This is a genomic window from Agrobacterium larrymoorei, assembly GCF_013322225.1.
Lineage (GTDB): Bacteria > Pseudomonadota > Alphaproteobacteria > Rhizobiales > Rhizobiaceae > Agrobacterium > Agrobacterium larrymoorei_A.
Window position 1 is genome coordinate 1 of record NZ_JAAMFB010000002.1, and the last position, 24,918, is coordinate 24,918.

Annotated in this window: 21 protein-coding genes, 1 other RNA gene and 1 pseudogene; 5 read left to right on the forward strand and 18 right to left on the reverse strand. The window is 58.4% G+C overall.

Translation table 11 applies throughout. The annotated features are described in order from the left end of the window. The 10 genes and pseudogenes from G6L28_RS00070 to rimP all read right to left on the reverse strand — a co-directional run. A pseudogene (locus G6L28_RS00070) lies at positions 1–131 on the reverse strand (IS481 family transposase); the annotation flags it as partial. 73 nt (positions 132–204) lie between these two features. Further along, positions 205–1,224, reverse strand: a complete 1,020-nt coding sequence (locus tag G6L28_RS00075; protein WP_174061749.1) for a class I SAM-dependent methyltransferase — start codon at positions 1,222–1,224, stop codon at positions 205–207. 126 nt (positions 1,225–1,350) lie between these two features. Then, complete coding sequence (pnp, locus tag G6L28_RS00080; RefSeq protein WP_174061750.1) at positions 1,351–3,495, reverse strand: polyribonucleotide nucleotidyltransferase; 2,145 nt, start codon at positions 3,493–3,495, stop codon at positions 1,351–1,353. Between the two features lie 304 nt (positions 3,496–3,799). After that, positions 3,800–4,069 (reverse strand): 30S ribosomal protein S15, encoded by a 270-nt coding sequence (gene rpsO / locus G6L28_RS00085; RefSeq protein ID WP_113087282.1) that lies wholly within the window; start codon positions 4,067–4,069, stop codon positions 3,800–3,802. 159 nt (positions 4,070–4,228) lie between these two features. Beyond that, entirely contained in the window at positions 4,229–5,176 is a 948-nt protein-coding gene (gene truB / locus G6L28_RS00090; protein WP_174061751.1) for a tRNA pseudouridine(55) synthase TruB, read from the reverse strand. A 3-nt stretch (positions 5,177–5,179) separates the two neighbouring features. Further along, on the reverse strand, positions 5,180–5,596 hold the full coding sequence (gene rbfA, locus G6L28_RS00095; protein ID WP_174061752.1) for a 30S ribosome-binding factor RbfA: 417 nt from the start codon (positions 5,594–5,596) through the stop codon (positions 5,180–5,182). 73 nt (positions 5,597–5,669) lie between these two features. Then, entirely contained in the window at positions 5,670–8,399 is a 2,730-nt protein-coding gene (infB, locus tag G6L28_RS00100; protein ID WP_174061753.1) for a translation initiation factor IF-2, read from the reverse strand. A gap of 101 nt (positions 8,400–8,500) precedes the next feature. After that, a complete protein-coding gene (locus G6L28_RS00105) occupies positions 8,501–9,196 on the reverse strand; it encodes an RNA-binding protein (RefSeq protein ID WP_174061754.1) in 696 nt (231 codons plus the stop codon). Beyond that, the gene (nusA, locus tag G6L28_RS00110; RefSeq protein WP_174061755.1) at positions 9,193–10,812 is read right to left on the reverse strand and encodes a transcription termination factor NusA; all 1,620 of its coding nucleotides are present in this window, start codon (positions 10,810–10,812) and stop codon (positions 9,193–9,195) included. The genes G6L28_RS00105 and nusA overlap by 4 nt, the downstream gene beginning before the upstream one ends. Before the next feature lie 64 nt (positions 10,813–10,876). Continuing rightward, positions 10,877–11,461, reverse strand: coding sequence for a ribosome maturation factor RimP (rimP, locus tag G6L28_RS00115; protein WP_174061756.1), 585 nt, complete (start codon positions 11,459–11,461; stop codon positions 10,877–10,879). A 286-nt stretch (positions 11,462–11,747) separates the two neighbouring features. Here rimP and G6L28_RS00120 point away from each other — a divergent pair, with 286 nt between their 5' ends. Then, positions 11,748–13,376, forward strand: coding sequence for an MFS transporter (locus tag G6L28_RS00120; protein WP_174061757.1), 1,629 nt, complete (start codon positions 11,748–11,750; stop codon positions 13,374–13,376). A gap of 9 nt (positions 13,377–13,385) precedes the next feature. Here G6L28_RS00120 and G6L28_RS00125 read toward each other — a convergent pair whose 3' ends face one another. Continuing rightward, positions 13,386–14,651 (reverse strand): lytic murein transglycosylase, encoded by a 1,266-nt coding sequence (locus G6L28_RS00125; RefSeq protein WP_174061758.1) that lies wholly within the window; start codon positions 14,649–14,651, stop codon positions 13,386–13,388. A gap of 81 nt (positions 14,652–14,732) precedes the next feature. Further along, positions 14,733–15,338 (reverse strand): recombination mediator RecR, encoded by a 606-nt coding sequence (gene recR, locus G6L28_RS00130; protein ID WP_027674546.1) that lies wholly within the window; start codon positions 15,336–15,338, stop codon positions 14,733–14,735. A gap of 57 nt (positions 15,339–15,395) precedes the next feature. Here recR and G6L28_RS00135 point away from each other — a divergent pair, with 57 nt between their 5' ends. After that, positions 15,396–16,010, forward strand: coding sequence for an MOSC domain-containing protein (locus G6L28_RS00135; protein ID WP_174061759.1), 615 nt, complete (start codon positions 15,396–15,398; stop codon positions 16,008–16,010). Positions 16,011–16,030: 20 nt separating this feature from the next. On the opposite strand, the gene G6L28_RS00140 is transcribed toward G6L28_RS00135, so the two are convergent. The 3 genes from G6L28_RS00140 to ffs form a co-directional block, all read right to left on the reverse strand. After that, positions 16,031–16,354: a YbaB/EbfC family nucleoid-associated protein gene (locus G6L28_RS00140; RefSeq protein WP_027674548.1), complete on the reverse strand. Its 324-nt coding sequence runs from the start codon at positions 16,352–16,354 to the stop codon at positions 16,031–16,033. A 48-nt stretch (positions 16,355–16,402) separates the two neighbouring features. Next, positions 16,403–18,271 carry a DNA polymerase III subunit gamma/tau gene (locus G6L28_RS00145; RefSeq protein WP_174061760.1) on the reverse strand — a complete coding sequence of 623 codons (1,869 nt, stop codon included), beginning with the start codon at positions 18,269–18,271 and terminating at the stop codon, positions 16,403–16,405. Between the two features lie 79 nt (positions 18,272–18,350). After that, positions 18,351–18,447: signal recognition particle sRNA small type (ffs, locus tag G6L28_RS00150), an RNA gene on the reverse strand. Between the two features lie 143 nt (positions 18,448–18,590). On the opposite strand from ffs, the gene G6L28_RS00155 reads away from it, so the two are divergent. Both G6L28_RS00155 and nudC read left to right on the forward strand, forming a co-directional pair. Next, a complete protein-coding gene (locus tag G6L28_RS00155; RefSeq protein WP_174061761.1) occupies positions 18,591–18,995 on the forward strand; it encodes an HIT domain-containing protein in 405 nt (134 codons plus the stop codon). Continuing rightward, positions 18,995–19,963, forward strand: a complete 969-nt coding sequence (nudC, locus tag G6L28_RS00160) for an NAD(+) diphosphatase (RefSeq protein ID WP_174061762.1) — start codon at positions 18,995–18,997, stop codon at positions 19,961–19,963. The genes G6L28_RS00155 and nudC overlap by 1 nt, the downstream gene beginning before the upstream one ends. A gap of 121 nt (positions 19,964–20,084) precedes the next feature. Here the strand turns inward: nudC and G6L28_RS00165 are convergent, their stop codons facing one another. Both G6L28_RS00165 and G6L28_RS00170 read right to left on the reverse strand, forming a co-directional pair. Next, entirely contained in the window at positions 20,085–20,945 is an 861-nt protein-coding gene (locus tag G6L28_RS00165) for a prephenate dehydratase (RefSeq protein WP_202033472.1), read from the reverse strand. Between the two features lie 10 nt (positions 20,946–20,955). After that, complete coding sequence (locus G6L28_RS00170) at positions 20,956–21,711, reverse strand: 3-deoxy-manno-octulosonate cytidylyltransferase (RefSeq protein WP_174061763.1); 756 nt, start codon at positions 21,709–21,711, stop codon at positions 20,956–20,958. 149 nt (positions 21,712–21,860) lie between these two features. Between G6L28_RS00170 and G6L28_RS00175 the strand changes: the two genes are divergently transcribed. Continuing rightward, positions 21,861–22,445 carry a c-type cytochrome gene (locus G6L28_RS00175; RefSeq protein ID WP_174061764.1) on the forward strand — a complete coding sequence of 195 codons (585 nt, stop codon included), beginning with the start codon at positions 21,861–21,863 and terminating at the stop codon, positions 22,443–22,445. A 63-nt stretch (positions 22,446–22,508) separates the two neighbouring features. Here the strand turns inward: G6L28_RS00175 and G6L28_RS00180 are convergent, their stop codons facing one another. Beyond that, positions 22,509–24,821, reverse strand: a complete 2,313-nt coding sequence (locus tag G6L28_RS00180) for a transglycosylase domain-containing protein (protein ID WP_174061765.1) — start codon at positions 24,819–24,821, stop codon at positions 22,509–22,511. Positions 24,822–24,918 lie beyond the last annotated feature (97 nt).

Genomic DNA, 24,918 nt, shown 5'->3' on the forward strand with positions numbered 1-24,918 from the left:
CGCCACTTGGCCACAGTCTTCTGATTGATCCCGTAGCGCTTTGACAGAGCCCTCAGGCTCTCTTGACTATTTTGTATTGCTCGACGGATTGCCTCCGTCGTCGTGGCGCTGCCGTGCAGAATTTGTCCCATAGTGCATCCCTCCAAGCTTGGGAAAATAATGCACCATCAAAGTCCGGGATCAAACACCTAATCTTTTTCAGGATTACTTCTGAGCGCTCAAAATCTTGAAGCGGGCATTGCGGCACACTTCCTCGCTCTTGCGGAACTCGGAGGCTAAAACGGGCTCATAGGGCAGGCCACGATTGGCCACCATCAGCAACTTGCCGCCGCTGCGAAGTGCGCCCGCAGCCGTCTTGATCATCGCCTGACCCAGAGCAGGCTCAGCTGCCTGACCACCCGCGTGGAACGGGGGATTCATGATGATGAGATCGTATTTTTCCTTCGGTGGCTCGGCAACGAGATCCTGCCAGAAGAAGCGAGCCGTCAGGCGAGGGCAGTTTTCCAGCAGATTGGTTTTCGCGATTTCCAGCGCATTCCAATCGGCTTCAAAAAGATCGATGCGGGCCGTGCGAGGTGACTTTTCTGCCAGCATGACAGAGAGATATCCCCAGCCAGCCCCGAAATCGGCGGCGTTGCCATCGAAATCCGTTGGCAGGCGGGAGACCAGCAATTCCGATCCATCATCTATCCGGTCATGCGAGAACATGCCGGGCATGGCCGTGAAGCGGTTTTCAATGGTGACGGGCTTCTGCTCAAGCTTTGAAATGGCCACAGAAGCATCCTCCGGCTTTCCGAACCACAAAGCGACACCATGATACTTCGGTGTAGACTCAGCCTCGATGCCGAGTTTCGCGAGCGTCTTGCGCAGGGTGACGATTCCGTCTTCTTTCGAACCGGCCGCGACGACGAGGCCACCCGTCTTCACGCGCTTCAAGGCTTCTGCCATCCGGTTCTCGTTTTCACCACGGTGCTTGCCGCAAAGAACAAAAGCTGCATCGTAGTCCTCGCCAGAAATCTCAGGCGTAACCTCGGCACCCGAAGCCTGAAGGGCTCGGTAGAGCGGGCGCAGGTTCTGAACCGCGACGATTTCAGCGCCCAGGCCTTCCAGCCGGGGCGCGCCTGCCTCTGCGCCCAGAAACAACACGCGCTCGCCAGCTTTCGGCGCTTCCAGCATGTCGGCAGCGAAGGGATGGAACAGGGTTTTGATAGCGTCTCGGCTCATAGGAGCATCCTTAAGAGCATTTCCAGCAAAAGTGTGAAGCGGTTTTGCGTCCGGATAATGCGTTAGAACAAATAGAAAAAAGGCGCGGGCAGAACCCGCGCCTCGATATGAGAAAGCGGTACTGCCTTATTCGGCAGCAGCGTCGCCTTCGCTCTTCTTTTCAGCAACAATTTCCTTGCCGGTTGTCTGGTCGACAACCTTCATGGAAAGGCGAACCTTGCCGCGCTCATCGAAGCCCATCAGCTTGACCCAAACCTTGTCGCCTTCCTTGACAACGTCGGAGGTCTTGGCAACGCGGTCGGATGCCAGCTGCGAGATGTGAACGAGGCCGTCACGCGCGCCGAAGAAGTTGACGAATGCGCCGAAATCAGCGGTCTTGACGACCGTGCCTTCGTAGATCACGCCGACTTCAGGCTCGGCAACGATGGAGTGAATCCACTTGCGGGCCGCTTCGATTTCCTTGCCGGAAGAGGAAGCGATCTTGACGGTGCCGTCGTCTTCGATGTTGATCTTCGCGCCGGTCTTTTCGACGATTTCGCGGATGACCTTACCGCCGGAGCCGATGACTTCACGGATCTTGTCGACCGGGATGTTCATGACTTCGATGCGAGGAGCGAATTCGCCGAGCTGCGAACGGCCTTCGGAAATCGCATTGGACATCTCGACGAGGATATGTGTGCGACCGCCCTTTGCCTGCTCCAGAGCAACCTTCATGATCTCTTCGGTGATACCGGCGATCTTGATGTCCATCTGCAGCGAAGTGATGCCGTCTGCCGTACCGGCGACCTTGAAGTCCATGTCGCCGAGGTGATCTTCGTCACCGAGGATGTCGGAGAGAACCGCAAAACGGTCACCTTCTAGGATCAGGCCCATGGCGATACCGGCAACCGGCTTTGCCAGAGGAACGCCTGCATCCATCAGAGCGAGCGAGGTGCCGCAAACAGTTGCCATGGAGGACGAACCGTTGGACTCGGTGATTTCCGATACGACGCGCAGCGTGTAAGGGAACTGCTCAGGCGTTGGCAGCATCGGGCGGATTGCGCGCCATGCTAGCTTGCCGTGGCCGATTTCACGACGGCCCGGGGAGCCCATGCGGCCTGTTTCACCAACCGAGTAGGGAGGGAAGTTGTAATGCAGCAGGAAGCGTTCCTTGTACATGCCGGTCAGGCTGTCGACATACTGCTCGTCTTCGCCGGTGCCAAGCGTGGCAACAACGATGGCCTGAGTTTCGCCGCGCGTGAAGAGCGCCGAACCATGTGTGCGTGGTAGAAGGCCGACTTCAGAAACGATCGGGCGTACCGTGGAGAGGTCGCGACCATCGATACGGCTCTTGGTGTCGAGAATGTTCCAGCGAACAATCTTCGCCTGAAGGTGCTTGAAGGTCGCGCCGATTTCTTCGGCAGTGTACTTGGCTTCACCTTCTTCCGGCAGGAAGTGGGCCTTCACCTTCGCCTTTACAGCGTCGACGGCGTTGTAGCGGGCAGCCTTTTCGGTGATCTTGTAGGCATCGCGCAGTTCTGCTTCGGCAAGGCCGAGCATTTCGGTTTCGAGAGCGGAGAAATCTTCCGGCTCGAATTCGCGTGGTTCCTTGGCGGCAACTTCAGCGAGCTTGATGATCGCGTCGATGACCGGCTGGAAGCCACGGTGACCGAACATGACGGCGCCGAGCATGATCTCTTCATTGAGTTCCTTGGCTTCGGACTCAACCATCAGAACGGCGTCCTGCGTACCGGCAACGACGAGGTCGAGAACAGACTCGTCCATCTCATCAAGATGCGGGTTCAAAACATATTCGCCGTTGATGTAACCGACGCGTGCGCCGCCGACTGGGCCCATGAAGGGAACACCCGAAAGCGTCAGTGCTGCGGAAGCGGCAACCATCGACAGAACGTCAGGGTTGTTTTCCAGATCGTGCTGAATGACGGTGACGACGACCTGCGTGTCGTTCTTGTAACCTTCAGGGAAAAGCGGGCGGATCGGGCGGTCGATCAGGCGCGAAACAAGGGTTTCGTTTTCGCTCGGACGGCCTTCGCGCTTGAAGTAGCCACCGGGGATCTTACCGGCTGCGTAGGTCTTTTCCTGATAGTTGACCGTCAGCGGGAAGAAGTCCTGTCCGGGCTTCGGAGACTTTGCGGAAACGACGGTCGCAAGAACCATCGTCTCGCCGTAGGTAGCGATGACGGCGCCATCAGCCTGGCGAGCGACCTTGCCCGTTTCCAGCTTTAGCGGGCGGCCTGCCCATTCGATTTCCACGGAGTGTTGATTGAACATATCTTGTCCTCAAATGTAGCCGTGGCTTTTCATTGGGAAAAACCAGCGGGCTGCAACGTATCACGGGCAAGACAGCAGGGCGCTTTAGGTCATATTCTTTTCAGAATACGGCAACGCTTGCTGCGCTGCAAAAGCATCCGGCAATCCTGCCCCATGACAGGTCATCGGTTGTTTCAGACGGTGCCGGCCCATCCGGTCCATCCAGTCTTACAGAGCCTGAACAGGCTATCATTACCGACATCTCTAGTTTGATGCCGAAAGAAAAACCGGCGAGAATTCGCAATCGAATCCCGCCGGAAATTTATTAGCGACGCACGCCGAGGCTGGTGATCAGCTTGGTGTAACGGCCTTCGTCCTTCTTCTTGAGGTAGTCAAGAAGCGAACGGCGGCTGGAAACCATGGTCAGAAGGCCACGACGGGAGTGGTTGTCCTTCTTGTGACCCTTGAAGTGTTCGGTCAGGTTATTGATCCGCTCGGTCAGAATTGCGACCTGTACTTCCGGAGAACCGGTGTCGCCTTCGACGGTTGCGTATTCCTTGATGAGGGCGGCTTTGCGCTCTGCAGTGATCGACATCGTGTGATCCTTTCTATTTTAAGGAAAATCGGACGCCATGCGCCGGGATGTCGTCCAGCGAAGGCCATGAATAGCGCAGGCAATGCCATAGCTGGCGCTGCCTATAAACCAATTGGGCTGCAAAAGAAAGGGGCGATTGCCATCGCCCATTTTGCAAGCTTAACCGAAGACCCGCTTCGGCCGGAATTCGCCTTCGCCAATCTCGCCAATCGCGATCAGCTTCCCGCGCGCCGTAGCATAGGCTTCGGCTTCCTGCGTCGGTGCGTCGCGACCGCGCAGCAAAATAGGATTGCCCATTTTGAGACGGTGTGCCTGGTCGTCATTGATGATCAGGTGCGGGAGCGAAGATAATGCTTCCGATGTGTCGATGAGATAGGCATCGAGTGCGGCGAGCCGCTCGTCCCTGTCCTCGATGGTTTCCAGTTCCGTCAGCTTCTCGAGCGGCACCATGACGTCTTCCGCAAATGGAGCAACCATGGAGCGGCGCAGCTCGGAGATAAATCCATAGCAACCCAGATCGCGACCCATGTCACGCGCAAGTGCCCGAACATAGGTGCCTTTGCCGCATTCCACTTCGAAATGTGCGGTGTTTTCATCTGGACAGGCCAGAAGCGTCAGGCGATGCACTTCCACTTCGCGGGCAGGGATTTCTACCGTTTCGCCTTCGCGCGCCAGATCATAAGCGCGCTCGCCTGCGATCTTGATGGCTGAAAACTGAGGTGGGATCTGCTGGATCGTGCCGGTGTATTTCCCGAGAAGATCGCGTATCGCCTGTTCGGTCGGGCGATTATCCGAAGAATGAACAACATCGCCTTCCATGTCGTCGGTTGTGCGCTCTTCGCCCCAACTTACCGCGAATTCATAGATTTTGCGGCCATCCATGACATAGGGAACGGTCTTCGTCGCATCGCCCAAGGCTATCGGTAGCATACCGGAAGCCAGTGGATCGAGCGTACCGGCATGACCAGCCTTCTGCGCATTGAACAGCCACTTGATCTTGGAAACGGCTTCCGTTGAACCGAAATCGAACGGTTTGTCGAGAATGAGCCAGCCAGAAATTGGACGGCCCTTGGGCTTACGATGCTGCTGTTTGCGTGGTTTGGACATGCTTCAATTCTGTTCGTCGTCTTTTTCGTTGGAAGGTCCGAGGTCGCGCTGCACTTCTGGAGAGCGCAGCAGCGCATCGATTTTCTTGTAATTGTCAAAGCTGGTGTCGTCGCGAAAACGCAGTTCCGGCACATATTTGAACTGCTGCAAATGCGGACCCAGCCTGCCGCGCAGGTATTTGGCGTGACGGTTGAGTGCGGCGATCGTATCGGTGTGATCTGCGACGCCGAGTGGCGTCACATAGGCGGTAGCGATCTTCAGATCAGGCGACATGCGGACTTCTGAAATGGAAATGATCGTCTTTTCGATCAGTTCGTCGCGCACTTCACCGCGCTGAAGGATCTGCGTGATTGCGGCGCGCACCTGTTCACCGACGCGCAGCATGCGTTGGGAGGGCGCTGATGATGTTGCTTTTACCATTTTATCTTTGCCTCAAACAAAGCGAGCGCCGGTGAAGCCGGCGCCCGACAGTTTAGTCTCGATGGCCAGACGCTTAGAGCGTACGCGTGATGTGTTCCACGCGGAAGCACTCGATGGTGTCGCCTGCGCGGATATCTTCGTAATTCTCGAATGCCATACCGCATTCCTGACCGACCGGTACTTCGTTGACTTCGTCCTTGAAGCGCTTGAGCGTCTTGAGCTTGCCTTCGTGGATGACGACATTGTCGCGAACCAGACGAACACCTGCACCACGTTCCACCTTGCCTTCGACGACACGGCAACCGGCAACCTTACCGACCTTGGTGATGTTGAAGACTTCGAGAATTTCGGCATTGCCGAGGAAGGTTTCGCGACGTTCCGGAGACAGAAGACCGGACATCGCCGCCTTCACGTCATCCACCAGATCGTAGATGATGTTGTAGTAGCGGATTTCGATACCACCGCGTTCAGACGCCGTGCGGGCCTGTGCGTTTGCACGGACGTTGAAGCCGATGATCGCGGCGTTGGATGCTTCTGCAAGAGAAATATCCGATTCCGTGATGGCGCCTGCGCCCGAATGGACGATGCGTGCGCGCACTTCGTCTGTGCCGAGCTTTTCGAGTGATGCGATGATCGCTTCGACGGAACCTTGCACGTCCGCCTTGATGACCAGCGGGAACTCCTTCATGCCGGAGGTCTGTAGCTGGCTCATCATCTGCTCGAGCGAACCGCGCTGGCCGGTCTGGCGGGCAACGGCCTTGTCGCGGGCAAGACGCTGACGATATTCGGAAATTTCACGCGCACGGCTTTCGCTTTCGACAACCGCGAAACGGTCACCGGCAGACGGCGTACCTGACAGGCCGAGGATTTCGACCGGCATGGCTGGGCCCGCTTCCTTGACGTGGTCGCCCTTGTCGTTGACCAGGGCGCGAACACGACCCCACTGGTCGCCAGCAACGATGATCTGACCCGGCTTCAGCGTACCCTTCTGAACGAGAACGGTAGCGACTGCACCGCGACCACGGTCGAGCTCGGCTTCGATGACCGTGCCTTCCGCCGTACGGCTTGGATCTGCCTTGAGGTCAAGGATTTCGGCCTGCAGCAGGATTGCTTCCAGCAGCTTGTCGAGACCCTGCTGCTTCTTGGCAGAGACTTCCACGTCCAGAACTTCACCGCCCATGGATTCCACGAAGACTTCGTGCTGGAGCAGCTGCTGGCGAACCTTTTCAGGGTTGGCTTCATGCTTGTCGATCTTGTTGATCGCCACGATGATCGGCACGTTGGCGGCCTTGGCGTGGTTGATCGATTCAATCGTCTGCGGCATCACGCTGTCGTCAGCCGCAACCACCAGAATGGCGATGTCGGTAGCCTGCGCACCGCGGGCACGCATGGCCGTGAAGGCGGCGTGGCCTGGAGTATCGATGAAGGTTATCTTCTGGCCATTCTGCTCGACCTGATAGGCACCGATATGCTGGGTAATGCCGCCGGCTTCACCCGCAACCACGTTTGCCTGACGGATGGCGTCGAGAAGCGAAGTCTTGCCGTGGTCGACGTGACCCATGATGGTGACGACAGGAGGACGCGACTGCATTTCACCAGCATCGTCGGCAACGTTGAAGATGCCCTCTTCGACGTCCGATTCAGAAACGCGTTTGACCGTGTGACCAAACTCGGTTGCGATGAGTTCGGCAAGGTCGGCGTCGATGACGTCACCCGGCTTCATCATCTGGCCTTCCTTCATCAGGTACTTGATGACGTCCACCGCACGTTCTGACATGCGCTGGGACAGTTCCTGAATGGTGATGGTTTCCGGCAGGATGACTTCACGCATAACCTTTTCACGCGTTTCCTGCATCTGGCTGCGGCGGAATTTCTCCTGGCGGCGACGCATTGAAGCGAGCGAACGGCCGCGCTGCGTACCATCCTCATCGAGGTTCGATGTGACCGTCAGTTTGCCACGGCGGCGTTCCTCTTCCGTCTTCAGACGGGCAGCAGGCTTGGCAGGCGCAGGTGCTGCGACCTTGCCACGAACAGGCGCGCCTGTGCGGCGTGCACCGCGATCATCATCGTCATCCTTATCGGTACGGCGAACGCCCGGAACGCCACGCCCCGGCATGTCTGGAGCCGGAGGAGCGGCTGCTGCAGGAGACGGACGCGGCGACTGCGGGCGTACATCACGGCGAACTGGCTGCGCGGAGGTGGTCGTTGCCGGGCGTTCCGCTGGCTGCGCTTCCGCCTTGGCAGGCGCTTCGCTTGCAGCTTTTGCTGCCGCAGCTTCTTCGGCGGCGCGACGTGCTGCCTCTTCCTTCTCGGCTGCGATCCGCTGTTCTTCTTCGACCTTGCGGCGGGCCTCATCTTCGGCGCGCTGCTTGGCCTCTACGATATCGCGAGCCTGAGCTTCAGCCAATGCGCGGCGGCGAGCATCCATTTCACCGGCAGAAAGGTCATGCAGAACGGCACCGCGTGGGCGCTCTGGCTGACGCTGCTGCGAAGATGGCTGCGAACGCTGCTGATTATTGTTCTGCTGATGAAGGCGGGGAGCAGGCTGCTGCGGACGCGGCGCGGCTGGAGCAGCAGCGGGTGCTGCCGGTCGGGGCTGCTGTGCAACAACAGGCGCTGGCGCCACGTGCTTCTCGTCTTCAGGACGTATGGGGCGTCGCTTGCGTGTCTCCACGACAACTGCGTTGGTGCGACCACGACCCATATCCTGACGCACAGTGCCCTGATTCAACCCGCCCGGCTTGAGGGTAAGGGTCTTCTTAGGCTGTGCGTTGAGTGTCTTGTCGTCGTTGTTATCGGTCATTCCGTTCCCGTTCCTTCAGACGAGAGCCGGATGACACCATCAAGCCCTGTCTTTCAATAGCTGCATCCGAACGCGGCGGCCGGTGTTGTCCGATAACCGCGTCATTGTGTTTCCGTCCGGGCAGCGCCAACTTCCGCTTCAGTTTTCTCGCCGTGGCGATACAGCTCAAGCATCTTTGCGCGCTTCACTACACCCTCACCCGCCTGTCCCGCAAGCGCGCAGGCATGGATAAAAGCATTCTGGCCCATCAGTTCGTCCATTTCCGCTCCGGTAAAGAGCTTGAAGGACGGTATTTCCTTATCGGCGCCCGTACCGAGCACCCAGGCCTTACGGGCCTGATCCAGTTTGCGGACGCCATCGGCTGCGGCATCGGTGGCGTGGAAGACGGCCAGCGCCTGTCCAGACCGGACAGCCGCGTCAACCTTCATCGCGCCGCTGACGAACTGACCCGCCTTGCGCGCCATGTTCATCATTCCTGTCACCTGCTGCACCATCAGCCGGTCCAGAATCTCGAGAAGATCAGGTCCTGCCTTGGCATCCCTTTTCAAGGCGCGCGCAAAGAGCTTCTTTGCGATTGCCTTTTCGACCACGGCGCGCTCTGGTGTTACCCAGCAGCCGCGCCCCGGCAATTGGCGTTTCAGGTCCGGAACGACAGAGCCGTCCGGGCCTGCGACGAAGCGGATCAGCTCATCCGGCGATCCGCTCTGCCGTGTCACAATGCACATACGCCCGTTGGCGTTGCCTTCTGCCAAATCCTCATCGGATTCGACCTCGGGCTCATGCGCCTGCGAAATCATTCCTGAACAGCGGTATCCGCCTCCTCGGTCGTGTCCGCATCTTCAATTGCCTGCTGTTCTGCCAGTTCTTCTTCGGTAATCCAGCCGGCCAGAAGACGAGCCCGGAGGACCATGTTTTCGGCTTCAACGCGCGATACGTCGAGCTTGGAGAAGATACCGTCGAACTTCTTCGTCTCGCCATCCTTACGCTCTGTCCAGCCAACGAGGTCGTCTGCCGCACAGCCTGCGAAGTCTTCAACCGACTTGATGCCGTCTTCACCAAGGGCGACCATCATCTGCGACGTCAGACCGTCGATCTGACGCAGTTCGTCGGCAACGCCGAGTTCGCGGCGCTTGGCATCCATTTCCGCTTCGACGCGGTCGAGATATTCCTTGGCGCGCGTCTGGATTTCGACAGCGGTATCTTCATCGAAGCCGTCGATAGACGAGATTTCGTCCAGCTCGACATAGGCGAGTTCCTCAACCTGTGCGAAGCCCTCGGATGCCAGAACCTGACCGACCATCTCGTCAACGTCCAGCGCATCCATGAACAGGTTGGTACGCTCGTTGAATTCCTTCTGACGACGCTCGGATTCTTCCTGCTCCGTCATGATGTCGATGTCCCAGCCGGTCAGCTGCGAAGCAAGACGCACGTTCTGACCGCGACGACCGATGGCAAGCGACAACTGTTCGTCCGGCACCACCACTTCGATACGTTCGGATTCTTCATCCAGAACGACCTTAGCCACTTCCGCTGGCTGAAGTGCGTTGACGATGAAGCTTGCAGGCTCCTGGCTCCACGGAATGATGTCGATCTTTTCGCCCTGAAGCTCACCGACAACGGCCTGAACGCGCGAACCGCGCATACCGACGCAGGCGCCGACCGGATCGATGGACGAGTCGTTCGAAATCACGGCGATCTTGGCGCGCGAACCCGGATCACGGGCAACCGACTTGATTTGAATGATGCCGTCGTAGATTTCCGGCACTTCCATGGTGAAGAGCTTGACCATGAACTGCGGATGGGTACGCGAGAGGAAAATCTGCGGGCCGCGCTGTTCACGACGAACGTCATAGACATAGGCGCGAACGCGGTCGCCGTAACGCAGGTTTTCACGTGGAATCATCTCGTCACGACGGATGATGCCTTCGCCACGACCGAGGTCCACGATGACGTTGCCATATTCGACGCGCTTGACCGTGCCGTTGATGATTTCGCCGATGCGATCCTTGAACTCGTCATACTGACGGTCACGCTCGGCTTCACGAACCTTCTGCACGATGACCTGCTTGGCGGACTGCGCAGCGATACGACCAAAATCCATCGGCGGCAGCGGGTCGGCAATGAAGTCGCCGATCTTGGCATCGACGTTGCGGTCGCGCGCCAGCTCAAGAGGAATTTGCGTGCCGTAATCTTCGGCCACATCCACCACTTCCAGAAGACGCTGAAGGCGAATTTCGCCGGTCTTGGAGTTGATGTCGGCGCGAATGTTTGTTTCGGAACCATAACGCGAGCGGGCGGCCTTCTGGATAGCATCGGCCATTGCGGCAAGCACGATCTCGCGGTCGATGACCTTTTCGCGCGCCACAGCATCGGCGATCTGCAGAAGCTCAAGCCGGTTAGCACTCACTGCCATTTTTCTGTCTCCATAAGTCGCATGTTTGCGTGGGTACAGCCCCGTGGGGCGTCTCTAATTCGAATTAGTCTTCGTCTGCTTCTTCGTTCTGGTTCGCAGCAGCGGCCTTGGCCTGCTTGTCTGCCCGCAGAGCGTCACGAATAAGATCATCCGTCAAAATCAGCTTCGCATCCGAAAGCGTATTGAACGGGATCGTCACGACCGGCTCTTCGCCATAGCCGATCTGGTCACGCTCGAGCTTGAAGCCATCCGCCTCGACTTCCGCGATCTTGCCGCGAAAACGCTTGCGATTGTCCACCAGAATGGACGTCTCGACCTTCACGAGATGTCCCTGCCAGCGCGCGAAATCGGACTTGCGCACCATGGGACGATCGATGCCGGGCGACGAGACTTCCAGATGATACGCTTTTTCGACCGGATCTTCCACATCGAGCACCGGGGAGATCGCCATCGAGACCGCTTCACAGTCTTGAACGGTCATGGTGCCGTCCTCGCGTTCGGCCATGATCTGCAATGTCGAGCCATTCTGGCTGGAAAGTCGAACTCTGACAAGCACGAAACCCATATCGGTCAACACCGGCTCGATGATTTCGGCGATCCGCTGGTCAATGCCTGTTTCGGTTATCAGTCTGGGTTCGGCTTCTGCCATATTGTTCTTCCGGTGTTGCTCAAGCGGAGCATTCGCTCAGTTTTTTAAGAACACGCCTAACGAAAAAGAGCGGAGCCTTGTGGGCCCCACTCTTCATCAGACGATCAAGAATTTGAATGGTCATATAGACCCATCATTGCCGAATTGCAAGGTTTCCCTCAAAAGCTGGCAATATAAGGTTCCTCTGCCACAAATTCGGTCACATGGCGTTTGATGGGTGGTGCAGTTCTTAGTGCCGTTTATAATAGACGAACCAGAAGAGCTGTTAAAATCAATTGGATCGCTCGTGCCTGACCGTACCCCGCCACTCGCCCCGCTTCGCCACCTGACCTATAGGCGCATCTGGTTCGCCAGCATCGCATCGAACTTCGGAGGTCTCATTCAGGCGGTGGGCGCAGCATGGATGATGACCTCTCTGTCGACTTCGGAGAACATGATCGCGTTGGTTCAGGCCTCGACCTCTCTTCCGATCATGCTGTTTTCGCTGATATCGGGTGCGCTAGCGGACAGCTTCGATCGCCGCCGTATCATGATCGCGGCACAGATTCTGATGCTGGCGTCTTCCGTGATGCTGACCTTCTTTGCCTGGGGCGGCTGGCTTACACCGTGGTTGCTTTTGTTCTTCACCTTCATGATCGGCTGTGGGACGGCGCTTAATAATCCATCCTGGCAGGCGTCTGTCGGCGAAATGGTGCCGCGGGACGATCTTCCCGCAGCCGTGACGCTGAACAGTGTCGGCTTCAACATTACCCGCAGTGTTGGTCCGGCAATCGGTGGCGTGATTGTTGCTGCCGCAGGGGCGGCTGCCGCATTTCTCGTGAACGTGTTCAGTTACTTCGCGCTGCTCTACGCGCTACTTCGCTGGCAACCACCGAAGAATGCATCGAGCTTGCCTCGCGAGCAGCTTCTGGCGGCTATCTCGTCGGGAATGCGTTATGTGGCGATGTCGCCGAATATCGGCAAGGTTCTGGTGCGGGGCTTTCTCTTTGGGCTATCCGCCAGCGCAATCCTCGCACTGATGCCGCTTGTTGCGCGCGATCTTGTCGAGGGCGGGCCGCTGACCTACGGCGTCATGCTCGGCGCTTTCGGCGTTGGCGCCATCGGCGGCGCGCTCGTCAGTGCGCGCCTGCGGGAAATGATAAGCAGCGAATGGATCGTTCGCGTCGCTTTCCTCGGCTTTGCCTTCAGCGCCGGTGTGACCGCCATCAGCACCAGCGCTATCATCACCAGCCTTGTTCTGACGATTTCCGGCGCAAGCTGGGTTCTGGCGCTCTCACTGTTCAACACCATCGTCCAGCTTTCGACACCGCGGTGGGTGGTGGGACGGGCGCTATCGCTCTACCAGACGCTGACCTTCGGCGGTATTGCTGTCGGTAGCTGGCTGTGGGGTGTGCTTGCAGAAGAAAACGGTCTCACCTACGCACTGCTCTGTTCCTGCGTGCTGATGCTGCTTGGCGTCGTCGTCGGCCTCAAGCTTACGATGCCTGCCTTTGCCTCATTAAACCTCGATCCGCTCAACCGTTTTGTGGAGCCGCATCTGAGGCTCGATATTACTCCGCGAAGCGGTCCCATCGCAATCATGGTGGACTATGAAATCGACGACGCCGACCTTCCGCAATTCATGACGATCATGGCGGAGCGGCGACGTATTCGCATCCGCGATGGCGCTCGCAACTGGAGTTTGATGCGCGATTTGGAAAACCCGGACATCTGGACGGAAATCTACCACGTGCCGACATGGGTCGAATATGTGAGGCATAACCATCGCCGCACACAGGCCGATGCAGAGAGCTGGGATCAGATACTGACGCTTCATAAGGGCAAGACGCGCCCGCGCGTCCACAGGATGATCGAGCGGCAGGCCATCCCGCCGCAAGACGATGTGTTCCACAAGGCGCATATCGATCATCACTGATCGATATTGTTACCTCAGTTTTCCTTTAAGGGTCGCATCTGGGAAACAGGTGGGTTGCAAGCCGTTCTTCGCCTGCCAGTCGCCGAGTGAACGACGGGTCTTGAAACCGGCCAGACCATCCGCTTTCCCGACATCGTAACCCTTGGCGACCAAAGCCTTCTGCATTGTCAGCACGTCGGAGCGCAACATGGAGCCGACATTGCCCCACTCGGCCTTGAAGGGACCCGCACCATAGGCAATGCGATCTGCGAGGTTGCCGATGAAGAGCGCGTAGAGGTCGGAGTTGTTGTATTCCTTGATGACATAGAAATTCGGCGTCACGACGAATTCCGGCCCATGGCGTCCAGCCGGGACCAGCATCATACCGTCGGCGCTCAAGTCATTGGCCGGAAAGCCCTTTCCGGAAATGCGGGTGATGCCCATGTTCGCCCAGTCCGCAACCGGCTTTGCCAGATCAGGCCCTTCCTGCGCGCAGGATACATTGTCTGGTATGGAAACCTCGAAGCCCCAGTCGCGGTCGCGCTGCCAGCCGCGTTTCGATAGATAGTTGGCGATGGATGCGAGCGCGTCAGGCACCGAATTCCAGATGTCGCGATGACCGTCACCATCGAAATCGACGGCGTATTTCAGGTAGCTGGAGGGCATGAATTGCGGTTGGCCGAGCGCGCCTGCCCATGATCCCATCATGCGCGAGGCTGGGACATCCCCGCTTTCGGCAATCTTCAATGCGTCGATCAGTTCTGCCCGGAACATCTCCTTGCGGGTAGAGGCGTAGGCCTTTGTTGCCAGAACGTCGATGACGGAATTCGGGAGTTTGGCGCGACCGAAGCCGGACTCACGGCCCCATATGGCAACGACGATATTGCCGGGCACGCCATAGGTCGCCTCGATGCGTTTGAGCGTCGCGGCGTGGGTGGCGGCCAGAGAACGGCCCGTTGCTGCCAGACCCTGCAGGCGCGCCTCGGAGAAGTAGGCACCGGGAGAGGAAAACTCCGCCTGGCTCTGCGCCTGCTCCTTCGGCGGCTTCTGGCCGGGGACGATGACATCAGGGAGTTTCCAGTTGATCGTCAGTCCCGTCAGCGCTGCTTCCAAGGTTTTCTGCGACACACCCGCCTTGCGCGCTTCCGGCCAGATTTCTTTTCTCAGCCAGGCATTGAATTCCGCATCGTATTTTGCTGCAGCAGCGCCGGTGGGTATGGATTGCGCCATTGCAGAACCGGATGACAAAAGCGAGATGGCGGCGGCAATTGCAAGGCCGATGGTGTGAGCGCTCATCCGGTCTCCTTCGATAATTTGACTCTTTGTTTACGCATTTTCCCAACGCAAAACCGCGTCACACTTTTGCTGGAAATGCTTCTAAATCGCCGTGCGTGCACGAAGTGCCGCCGTCAGCGTGCCTTCGTCCAGATAATCCAGTTCCCCACCCACCGGAACGCCATGTGCAAGGCGGGTGATCTTGACGCCAAGATCGGTCAGGCGGTCTGTGATGTAATGCGCCGTCGCCTGCCCCTCGACGGTGGCGTTGACGGCGATGATCAATTCCTTGATTCCGCCAGCTGTGACGCGCTCGATCAGGCCCTTGATGTTCAAATCCTCCGGCCCCACACCATCCAGCGGCGAGAGCGTGCCGCCTAAAACATGATAGGCCGTGTTCATTGCTCCCGCCCGCTCCAGCGCCCAGAGGTCCGAGACATCTTCGACGACGATGATGACGGACTGGTCACGGCGTTCATCCGAACACACGGTGCAGGGATCGATCGTATCGACATTGCCGCAGCAGGAGCAGATCTTTACCTTGTCATAGGCTTCGCCCATGGCGTGGCCGAGCGGCCCGAGCAGCTGTTCCTTCTTCTTGATGAGGTGAAGGGCCGCGCGGCGGGCCGAGCGGGGACCGAGCCCCGGCACCTTTGCCAGAAGCTGGATCAGTTTTTCGATTTCGGGACCGGTGACTCGTTTTGCCATGAAGCGTTTCTACTGCATTAATCGTTGAACGGGAATCACAAGCGCGAAAGGCGTGTCATGAAAATTCAGGCTGTTTGCCGGGCGGAGCCCAGATCGCTCCCCGTCAAGACATCGAAGACCGGTATATTCAAGCACGCCCTGCAAGGCCCCGTCATGGTGGATGGGGCTGGTATCGTAGGAGATGCCGTCTGTAACCGCAAACACCATGGCGGGCCGGATCAGGCCATCTATGTCATGGGTTCCGCCGATCTGGATTTCTGGTCGCGCGAACTTCGTCGTGAAATCGAGCCCGGATTTTTCGGCGAAAATCTGGTGATCGAGGGCATCGACAGCGGGGAACTTCATGTCGGCGACCGGCTGGAACTTAAGCAGGTCACACTTGAACTCACCGCAGCGCGCATACCCTGCGCCACGTTGAATGCCCGTATCGGTGATCCGCATTTTGCCCCACGGTTCCGGGAGGCCGGTCATCCCGGCTTTTACTGCCGGGTGCTGAAACCCGGCATGATAGAGGCTGGCGAAAGCGTGACCTTCATTCCCTATGAGGGGACGAAATTACCGATCCCTGTCATCCTGCGGCGCTTCCGGCCCAACCGCCTGTCTAAGGAAGAGCGCGTCGCGTTTCTCGACACACCCCTTGCCGCTCGCTTTCGCGCGATGATCGAGACTTAGCGCCGTTTCCAGGCAGCTTCTTAGAAAGGCAGCTTCATGCCGGGCGGCAGAGGAATGCCGGCGGTGATGCCTGCCATCTTTTCCTGCGCCTGCGCCTCACCCTTTTCCTTTGCATCCTTGTGAGCTGCAACGATCAGGTCTTCGAGAATTTCAACGTCGTCTTCCTTGAAGAGCGATGGGTCGACCTTCAGGCCACGCATTTCGCCCTTGCCGTTGAGTGTAACGGTGACGAGGCCGCCGCCGGAGGTGCCGTGGACTTCGAGGGCGGCAATTTCTTCCTGCACCTTCTCCATCTTGGCCTGCATTTCCTTGACCTTGCCCATCATGCCCATGATGTCGCGCATGGCTAAACTCCTGTCTTTTGTTGTCTTTGCAGATTTGGTCCGCTGCTTTTAAAATTCAATATCGTCGCCGGGAAGAATGTCGCCTTCACTGGATTCAGCAACGGACGGCGGGGCGATATCCTCGGCCTCGTCCTGAACCGGCGCGCGGATACGCACGTCGGTGATCTTGGCACCGGGAAACTGGGCCAGAATGGCGGCAACGTCCGGGTCCTGCCGGGCATCGACCAGACGCGCATCCCGCGCATTGCCTTCGGCCTCGACAAGGGTCGGTTCGCCCTGTTCCTTGCTGAGACTGACGATCCAGTGGATGCCGGTCCATTCCTTGAGCTTGACGCCAAGCTCGCCGGGAAGCGTTCCCGGTGCGCCGTCGCCAAGCCGCATATCGAGACGACCCGGCTCCAGCCGCACCATACGCACGAAGTTGCGAACCTTCGCCCGCATGACTGGATCGCGGTTCTTCTGGCAGAGATCGGCAATATCCTGCACCGATTTTACCGGCACCTTCGGTTCCGGTCGTTCTTCGGTCCGGGGTGCCGCAACCTGCATTTCCTGCGGGCGGCTATCCGGCACGGCGCGCAACATGGCTGTCGGCTGCGGAGAGGATTGCATCTGCGGTGAGGCTTGGGCCGAGGCTACGGCCTGAGTGGATGAGTACGCCCGCGCACCGCCACCATTTCCACCACTGCCAGAGGGACCGCCATTCGAGAAGCTGCCCTCGCTGTTCGAAAGCTCCGCCAGACGGCGCGCAGCATCTTCAGGTGCCGGAAGATTTGCGGCATGCGACAGGCGGATCAGCACCATTTCGGCAGCGCCTGCCGGGCGCGAGGCGTTTTCCGTTTCCGGTATTCCCTTCAGCAGCATCTGCCAGACGCGGGACAGGGTGGAAACAGCGATGCCGTCAGCAAATTCAGCGCCGCGCACGCGCTCCACTTCCGAAAGCGACGGGTCTTCCGCAGCATCCGGCACATATTTCATGCGTGTGACGAGGTGAGTGAAATCCGCCAGATCGTTGAGAATGACGACAGGGTTGGCACCTGCCTCATATTGCGCGGTGAACTCGGAAAGTGCCGCCGCCACATCGCCTTTGACGACATGTTGAAACAGATCGACGATGCGAGCCCGGTCCGCAAGACCCAGCATCCCGCGCACGGCTTCCGCCTCTACACGACCACCTCCATGGGCAATCGCCTGATCCAGTAGCGAGAGACCGTCACGAGCAGAACCTTCTGCCGCACGCGCGATCATCGCCAGTGCTTGAGGCTCGGCCTCGAAACCCTCCTTGGAGGAAATTGCGGTAAACAGACCGACCAGATCCGCAGCGCTGATGCGGCGCAGATCGAAGCGTTGGCAGCGCGAGAGAACCGTGATCGGAACCTTGCGAATTTCGGTCGTCGCGAAAATGAACTTCACATGTTCTGGCGGCTCTTCGAGCGTCTTCAACAGGCCGTTGAAAGCCTGCGTCGACAGCATGTGCACTTCGTCGATGATATAGACTTTGTAGCGCGCCGAAACCGGGCGGTAACGCACCTGCTCGATGATCTCGCGGATGTCATCGATACCCGTATGCGAGGCGGCATCCATCTCAATAACATCGACATGGCGACCTTCCATGATCGCCTGGCAATGTTCACCGGGAACGCGCAGGTCGATGGTCGGCTTGTCGAGCTCGGCCGTCTTGTAGTTCAGCGCACGCGCCAGAATGCGCGCCGTCGTCGTCTTGCCGACACCGCGAACGCCGGTGAGCATATAGGCCTGGGCGATACGACCGGTTTCGAACGCATTGGTCAGCGTGCGAACCATCGGTTCCTGCCCGACCATCAGATCGGAGAAATCCTTGGGGCGATATTTGCGTGCCAAGACCCGGTAACCGGTACCCTGCTCATTTGTCTGGGGCATGTTGGTTCCGGTGTCGCTCATCGCCTCGCCAGTTTTGAAGTTGGGCCCGCTTTCAGGCTGAACTGGCCCGGCGAAGCAGAGCGCGTCTAAAAAAGAAAAGGTGGGAGGCTGGCACGGCGACCCGTGCCTGGCTCGTTAGGGCTGCTTCCTTCCGGACCTGACCCGGTTGGCGAGTGGCTCGTCCACCACCAACCTCCCGGGGCCACATATCGGCAATATTAAAAGCAAATGCAAGCCAAGCCTTCAAAAAACTGCTATCGCTGTGAAAACAGTTTATAATTGCGCATGTGGCAGGAGCGAAAACGCTGACATTTCCACGCCGCATGCTTTGGAGGACACCTTGGACACATTCCGGCTGGACGACAGACTGGCCCGCGATAGCGCGCTGATCACCACTCTTGGTCTCTGCCAGCTGCGCATTCAGAACGACAGCCGCTGGCCCTGGCTTGTGCTCGTCCCGCAGCGCAACGATGTCAGCGAATTGTTCGACCTGACGCCTCTCGATCAGGCGGTGCTGACATTCGAAACCAATCTGGTTGCAGCAGCCCTGAAGGACATCACCGGCGCAACCAAGATCAATGTCGGCGCGCTGGGCAACATCGTTCCCCAGCTACACGTCCATATTATCGCACGCAGCGAAGGCGATCCTTTCTGGCCGGGGCCGATCTGGGGGCAGGGCACCGCTATTCCTTACGCCGAAGACGAGAAACAGACATTCATGAAGAAACTGGCTGGCGCGCTCTGATGATCTCAAAAAGCATTTTCGAAACCAACTCGCCACATCCCGAACCCTCGACCCTCACAGCATTCGCACAGAACGGCCTTAACCGTCTGGCGGAAAAACGCGATGAAAACTGCGTTGTCGATGCTTTGAAAGTCGAAGGAACGCATCTGCTTGCCTTTGCGGGTAACAAGCTTGTTCTGAAGCACGACGATCAGGTGCTAGACCCGCTCTTCTCCGCCTATGAACTGGCTGAGCTCGATCCGGATTTCGAACGGGCAATCCTGCTCGGCCACAAGGAAAACGGTGAGCCCCGCGTGGCTGTGCCGGTGGGTGTGGCCGAAGATGCTCTTGCCAGCCACTACAAGCCGGTGGATGCACGCTCGCTCTACCGCGATCAGTTGATTGGCGAGGAACTGCTCGGCGAAGTCGCGCAGGCCGTCAGCCTCGTCAACTGGAACTCCGACAACAGGTTCTGCGGTCGCTGCGGCGGTCACATGGAACTCCGTATCGGCGGCTACAAGCGCATCTGCGCAAGCTGCGGCCACACCATCTTTCCACGCACCGACCCCGTGGTCATCATGCTGACCATCGATCTTGAGCGCGAACTGTGCTTGCTTGGCCGCGGAGCCCATTTCGCGCCGGGCATGTATTCCTGCCTTGCCGGCTTCGTGGAGCCGGGCGAGACGATTGAGAATGCCGTGCGCCGCGAAACGCGGGAAGAGTCCAGCATAGAGATCGGTCGCGTCCGTTATCACGCATCACAGCCATGGCCCATGCCACATACGCTGATGATCGGGTGTTATTCGGAAGCACTGTCTTTCGATATCACGCGGGATGAGGGAGAGCTTGAGGACTGCCGTTGGTTCACGCGCGACGAGGTGGTGGACATGCTGAATGCAAGCGCCGCCAACGGCAAGTCGCCGCCGCCGCGCGGTGCGATCGCGCATAGGTTGATGCGGGACTGGATCGAGTGGGACGGCGTGAAGTAGGTTCGCCCCATCTTTGCTGTGTTACCGTTGGGCTTTTCCAAGGGTCTAACCACATTGACATTTGGAAGGCGTCAGATCCTCGGGTCAAGCCCGAGGATTACTTATGGAGTGAGTGCAACGCTCACACGTTATTCAGCTTCCCACGCATTGCGTGGCCGGTATAGACACCCAGAATTCTCACCTTCTCGGAGAAGAACTTCAACTCCTCCAGCGCGTGGCGAACCGGCTCGTCTTCCGGATGGCCCTCGATATCCGCATAGAACTGCGTCGCTACGAATTTGCCGCCGATCTGGTAGCTTTCGAGCTTGGTCATGTTGATGCCGTTGGTGGCGAAACCACCCATCGCTTTGTACAGGGCTGCGGGAATGTTGCGCACGTTGAAGACGAAGGTGGTAACAACCACCTCTTCCGGCGTCGTGCGCTTTGCCCAGAATTCATCGCGGGACAGTACGACGAAACGGGTGACGTTGTTTTCTGAATCCTCGACATTCTCTGCGAGAATATCGAGACCGTAAAGCGAGGCAGCAAGGCGCGGCGCAAGTGCCGCCATGCTGCGATCACCCAGTTCCGAAACCAGTTTCGCGGCCCCCGCCGTATCGCCTGCAACGACCGGCTTCCAGCCGTTGGAGCGGATGATTTTGCGGCACTGGCCAAGTGCGTGAATATGGCTGTGAACCGTCTTGATCTCGTCCTTCTGCACACCGGGCAGAACCATCAACTGAAAACGGATCGGCATGAAATATTCGCCGATGATGTGCAGCCGTGATTCAGGTAGCAGGTGGTGAATGTCAGCGACGCGTCCTGCCAGCGTGTTCTCGATCGGTATCATCGCCAAATCGGCATCGCCATTTTCAAGCGCATTGAAGGCGTCTTCAAATGTCGGGCAGGGCAGCGGGTCCATGGTCGGAAAAACATCCCGGCACGCCATGTCTGAATTTGCGCCGTAGTCGCCCTGAAAGGCAATGCGATTGCTGCTGGTCATGATTGTGCCGTCAGTTCTGTTTGCTGCTGAGAATTTTGCGCGCGGTTTCCAGCTGTGGCTGGGTGTCGACCCCAAGGGGAACGGAATTCACGATCTCCGCATCGATCCGCATGCCGGCTTCGAGTGCCCGCAACTGCTCGAGGCTCTCGCGCATCTCGAGCGGTGAGGGCTTGAGCGAGACGAATTTTTCAAGCGCGGCGCGACGATAGGTGTACAGGCCGATATGATGATAAAGCGGTCCGTTGCCATAGGGTGCCGTTGCGCGGGTGAAATAGAGTGCGCGCAGGCGCGTGTCGGAAAGCGGGCTGCCGACGATCTTGACGATGCTGGGATTGGTCTTTTCGTCCTCATCGGTGATCGGCACGGTCAGCGTAGCGATATCGACGGATGTATCTTCCACCGGACGAAGCGAAGCACGGATCGTTTCCGGCTCGATGGTCGGAAGATCGCCCTGGACGTTGATAATGAATTCGGCGCTGCCGCTCGGGTCAGCCTTCTGAAGCGCCTCATAGATACGATCCGAGCCTGACTGGTGATCCTTCCGGGTCATTGTCACGTCGAAGCCCGCGTTTTTGACGGCCTGAAAGACCTGCTCGTCATCGACGGCAACGATGATTCGTTCGGCACCTGCTTCGCGGGCGCGCATGGCAACCTGGACGATCATCGGTTTGCCGCCGATATCGGCCAGCGGCTTTCCGGGCAAACGGGTGGACGCCATCCGTGCTGGAATGAGCACGATGGCCTTTTCGAAATACCGATTATTCATTCGACACCCTTCAAATTCCGCCTGAAAAGTGGCAATACGTCACGGGGCGGGGAGCATATTCAAGTTGCGCAGGCTGTGCAAAAGCCATAGCTTTCAAGCAATTTCAAGATGTCCGTTTCGAGTAAACGGTTGTGAGGGAGCGCAAATCTATGAATTCTAAGGTGAACATGGCGGTCGGTGCCTTACTTGGCACGGTCTTCGTCCTCATGTCGGTGTCTATTGCGTCGGAAGGAATTTTCCACGCAAAAGCGCCTGAAAAGGAGGGCTTCGCCATCGTCGCGGAAACCACGAGCGAGAACGCAGGCGCGGAAGCTGCAGCTCCGGCCGTGCCGATTGCACAATTGCTGGCCAGCGCCGACGCCGCCAAGGGCGAAACCGTATTCAAGAAATGTGCCAGCTGTCACACCTCGGAGAGTGGAGGTCCCAACAAAGTCGGGCCCAATCTCTTCGATGTCGTGAACCGCCCCATCGCCAGCCACGCAGGCTTCAGCTATTCGGCAGGCATGAAGGACTTCTCCAAGGGCAGCAGCGAGAAGTGGGACTACGATCACCTCAGCTACTTCATAGAGGCCCCGAAGAAACATGTGCCGGGCACAGCCATGGGCTTTGCGGGTATCAAGAAAGATACCGAGCGCGCCGACCTGATTGCCTATTTGCGCACGCTATCGGCCAGCCCGGCCCCGCTGCCGGACCCGAACGCAGCCCCGGCACCAGCGCCTGCTGCAACGAACTGATAGAATGTGAAAAGACCCGGTTCTACCGGGCCTTTTGCTTTTGCCATTGATGGCTCCCCTGCCTCAATTCCCCATCAAGATATCGAACAATGTCGTTTGCCTCGGGGCCTCCTGCCGCTGGGGCGAGCCGCCAATATCCGCCGGAGGAACCGGACCGCCATATTGCTGCTGAGGGTAACCCTGTTGGGGAACGTCCGAGGGCGGGAACGGCGCTGTGCCAGCCGTCTGTTCACGGCTGACCGGCGCTGCGGGATAGTCCTGCGGCATGGGGGCATGACTGCCGCCAAGCGCGTTCGAAATGATATCGCCTATCGTCGCAGGCTGCTCTTGTGGGGCTGCTGCCATCGGCTGGCCGATCTCCGGCGCGCCGTAGGTGCCGAGACCGAAGAGCGGTGAAGGTGACAGACCCGTATGCGCAGCGGTCATGAACTCCTTCCAGGCCTTGGCCGGAAGTCCTCCGCCGGTCACTTTCTTCATCGACGTGCCGTCATCGTTGCCGAACCAGACGCCAGTCGTTAGCTGGCTGGTATAACCTACGAAAAGCGCATCACGGAACGACTGGGTGGTGCCGGATTTGCCCGCCGCCTGCCAACCTTTGAGCTTGGCTGCCTTGCCCGTACCTTCGTTGATGACGCCGGTCAGCATGCCGTTCATGGTGGCGGCAATACCTTCGTCAAGCACGCGCGGCGGATTGTCGTACTTGTTTTCGTAAAGCACTTTGCCGTCAGGGTCCGTGATGCGCTTGACGATGTGCGGGGTAGCCTTGAAACCGCCATTCATCATCGGCGCATAGGCCGACGTCAGTTCCAGCAACGATACTTCAGAGGTGCCGAGCGCGATGGAAGCATTGGCCTGAAGATCCGATTCGATACCCATGCGATGGGCAACCTGCGTTACCCGTGTCGGGCCCACCTCCATGACGAGTTGTGCGGCAATGGTGTTGAGCGAATTCGCAAGCGCCGTCGAAAGCGTGACCTCACCACGATATTTCTGATCGTAGTTTTCCGGCGTCCAGTTGCCTATCCTGACAGGTGCGTCGTTGCGGATCGAGTTCGGCGTCAGGCCTGCCTCGAGTGCCGATATGTAAACGAAGGGTTTGAAGGCAGAGCCGGGCTGCCGCTTGGCTTTCGAGGCGCGGTTGAACTGGCTTTCGGCATAATCGGCACCGCCCACTACCGCCCGGATTGCGCCCGCACCATCAATGGAAACGAGGGCAGCCTGCGATGCGCCCAGCTTGCGTCCCTCGCTCTTCAATACATCGGTCAGGGCCTTTTCAGCATCGCTTTCGAGATTGACATCGATGGTGGTGTCGACTGTCAAATCCTGTTTCACGTCGCCGATCAGGCCGCGCACCTCGTCCAGCACCATGTCTGCGGCATAATGCTCGGCGCCCGACCAGAAGCGTTTCGCCTTGGTGGGTGGCTGGGACATGGCGGTCTTGATTTCGTCCTCGGTGATGAAGCCTACATCCTGCATAGAGTGCAGAACCACCTGCGCCCGTTCTTCCGCCGCCTGCGGATCGCGCGCCGGGGAAAGGCGGGTAGGGGCTTTCAGCAGGCCCGCCAGGAGTGCGGCCTCGCCGAGATTGACGTCGCGGGCGGATTTGTTGAAATAGCGCCGTGACGCGGCTTCAACGCCATAGGCGTTCGACCCGAAATAGACCCGGTTCAGATACATCGCAAGTATCTGATCCTTGGTGTATTTCTGCTCCAGCCAGAAGGCGAGCAGTACTTCCTGTATCTTACGCTCGATGGTTCTGTCGTGAGAAAGGAACAGGTTCTTCGCAAGCTGCTGCGTCAGCGTCGAGCCGCCCTGAACGGTGCGTCCGCTGACGACATTGGTGACGATGGCGCGGGCAAGGCCCAGCGGATCGATGCCGAAATGCGAATAGAACCGCCGATCCTCGATGGCGATGACCGCCTGCGGAATATAGGGCGACATGTCTTCCAGAGACAATGCTTCGCCGCCTGTCGTACCGCGATTGGCAAGAACGGTACCATCCACAGCGACGATCTTGAGATTGGGCGGGCGCTCAGGAATAGACCATGTACTGGCGCTCGGCATACGGGCGCCATAATAGAGAACGATGCCCGCAACGCCGATACCACCCCAGATGCCAAGCACGATGCACCAGTAGATACATCTGCGAATGAGGCCGGTTATGCCGCCACCGCTTAAACGCTCGATGCGCTTCGTCTTTGCGCCTTTTGCATTTCGTTTCTTGGGCAGTGTATTGTCGGATGCGCCCGTTTTTCGGCCTGCCGAATTCGTGCCAGCAACGCGGTCGCTCGCATCAAGGCGCAGATCATCGCCGGAATCGTGGAAATCCCCGAAAGAAGGCTCGACTCTCTGGCGCGATTTTCCACTACCTGCCATGTGCTGGAACTGTCTCCATTCTTCTTGTCGCCACGCGGGAAACGGCTGATGCCTCGATCGTCCACGCCGATGAAGCTTAAATGCGGCGATTTAAGGT

Coding starts and splice junctions, on each gene's coding strand:
- G6L28_RS00075 (WP_174061749.1), bottom strand. CDS start 1,224: ATGAGCCGAGACGCTATCAAAACCCTGTTCCATCCCTTCGCTGCCGAC.
- pnp (WP_174061750.1), bottom strand. CDS start 3,495: ATGTTCAATCAACACTCCGTGGAAATCGAATGGGCAGGCCGCCCGCTA.
- rpsO (WP_113087282.1), bottom strand. CDS start 4,069: ATGTCGATCACTGCAGAGCGCAAAGCCGCCCTCATCAAGGAATACGCA.
- truB (WP_174061751.1), bottom strand. CDS start 5,176: ATGTCCAAACCACGCAAACAGCAGCATCGTAAGCCCAAGGGCCGTCCA.
- rbfA (WP_174061752.1), bottom strand. CDS start 5,596: ATGGTAAAAGCAACATCATCAGCGCCCTCCCAACGCATGCTGCGCGTC.
- infB (WP_174061753.1), bottom strand. CDS start 8,399: ATGACCGATAACAACGACGACAAGACACTCAACGCACAGCCTAAGAAG.
- G6L28_RS00105 (WP_174061754.1), bottom strand. CDS start 9,196: ATGATTTCGCAGGCGCATGAGCCCGAGGTCGAATCCGATGAGGATTTG.
- nusA (WP_174061755.1), bottom strand. CDS start 10,812: ATGGCAGTGAGTGCTAACCGGCTTGAGCTTCTGCAGATCGCCGATGCT.
- rimP (WP_174061756.1), bottom strand. CDS start 11,461: ATGGCAGAAGCCGAACCCAGACTGATAACCGAAACAGGCATTGACCAG.
- G6L28_RS00125 (WP_174061758.1), bottom strand. CDS start 14,651: ATGAGCGCTCACACCATCGGCCTTGCAATTGCCGCCGCCATCTCGCTT.
- recR (WP_027674546.1), bottom strand. CDS start 15,338: ATGGCAAAACGAGTCACCGGTCCCGAAATCGAAAAACTGATCCAGCTT.
- G6L28_RS00135 (WP_174061759.1), top strand. CDS start 15,396: ATGAAAATTCAGGCTGTTTGCCGGGCGGAGCCCAGATCGCTCCCCGTC.
- G6L28_RS00140 (WP_027674548.1), bottom strand. CDS start 16,354: ATGCGCGACATCATGGGCATGATGGGCAAGGTCAAGGAAATGCAGGCC.
- G6L28_RS00145 (WP_174061760.1), bottom strand. CDS start 18,271: ATGAGCGACACCGGAACCAACATGCCCCAGACAAATGAGCAGGGTACC.
- nudC (WP_174061762.1), top strand. CDS start 18,995: ATGATCTCAAAAAGCATTTTCGAAACCAACTCGCCACATCCCGAACCC.
- G6L28_RS00165 (WP_202033472.1), bottom strand. CDS start 20,945: ATGACCAGCAGCAATCGCATTGCCTTTCAGGGCGACTACGGCGCAAAT.
- G6L28_RS00170 (WP_174061763.1), bottom strand. CDS start 21,711: ATGAATAATCGGTATTTCGAAAAGGCCATCGTGCTCATTCCAGCACGG.
- G6L28_RS00175 (WP_174061764.1), top strand. CDS start 21,861: ATGAATTCTAAGGTGAACATGGCGGTCGGTGCCTTACTTGGCACGGTC.
- G6L28_RS00180 (WP_174061765.1), bottom strand. CDS start 24,821: ATGGCAGGTAGTGGAAAATCGCGCCAGAGAGTCGAGCCTTCTTTCGGG.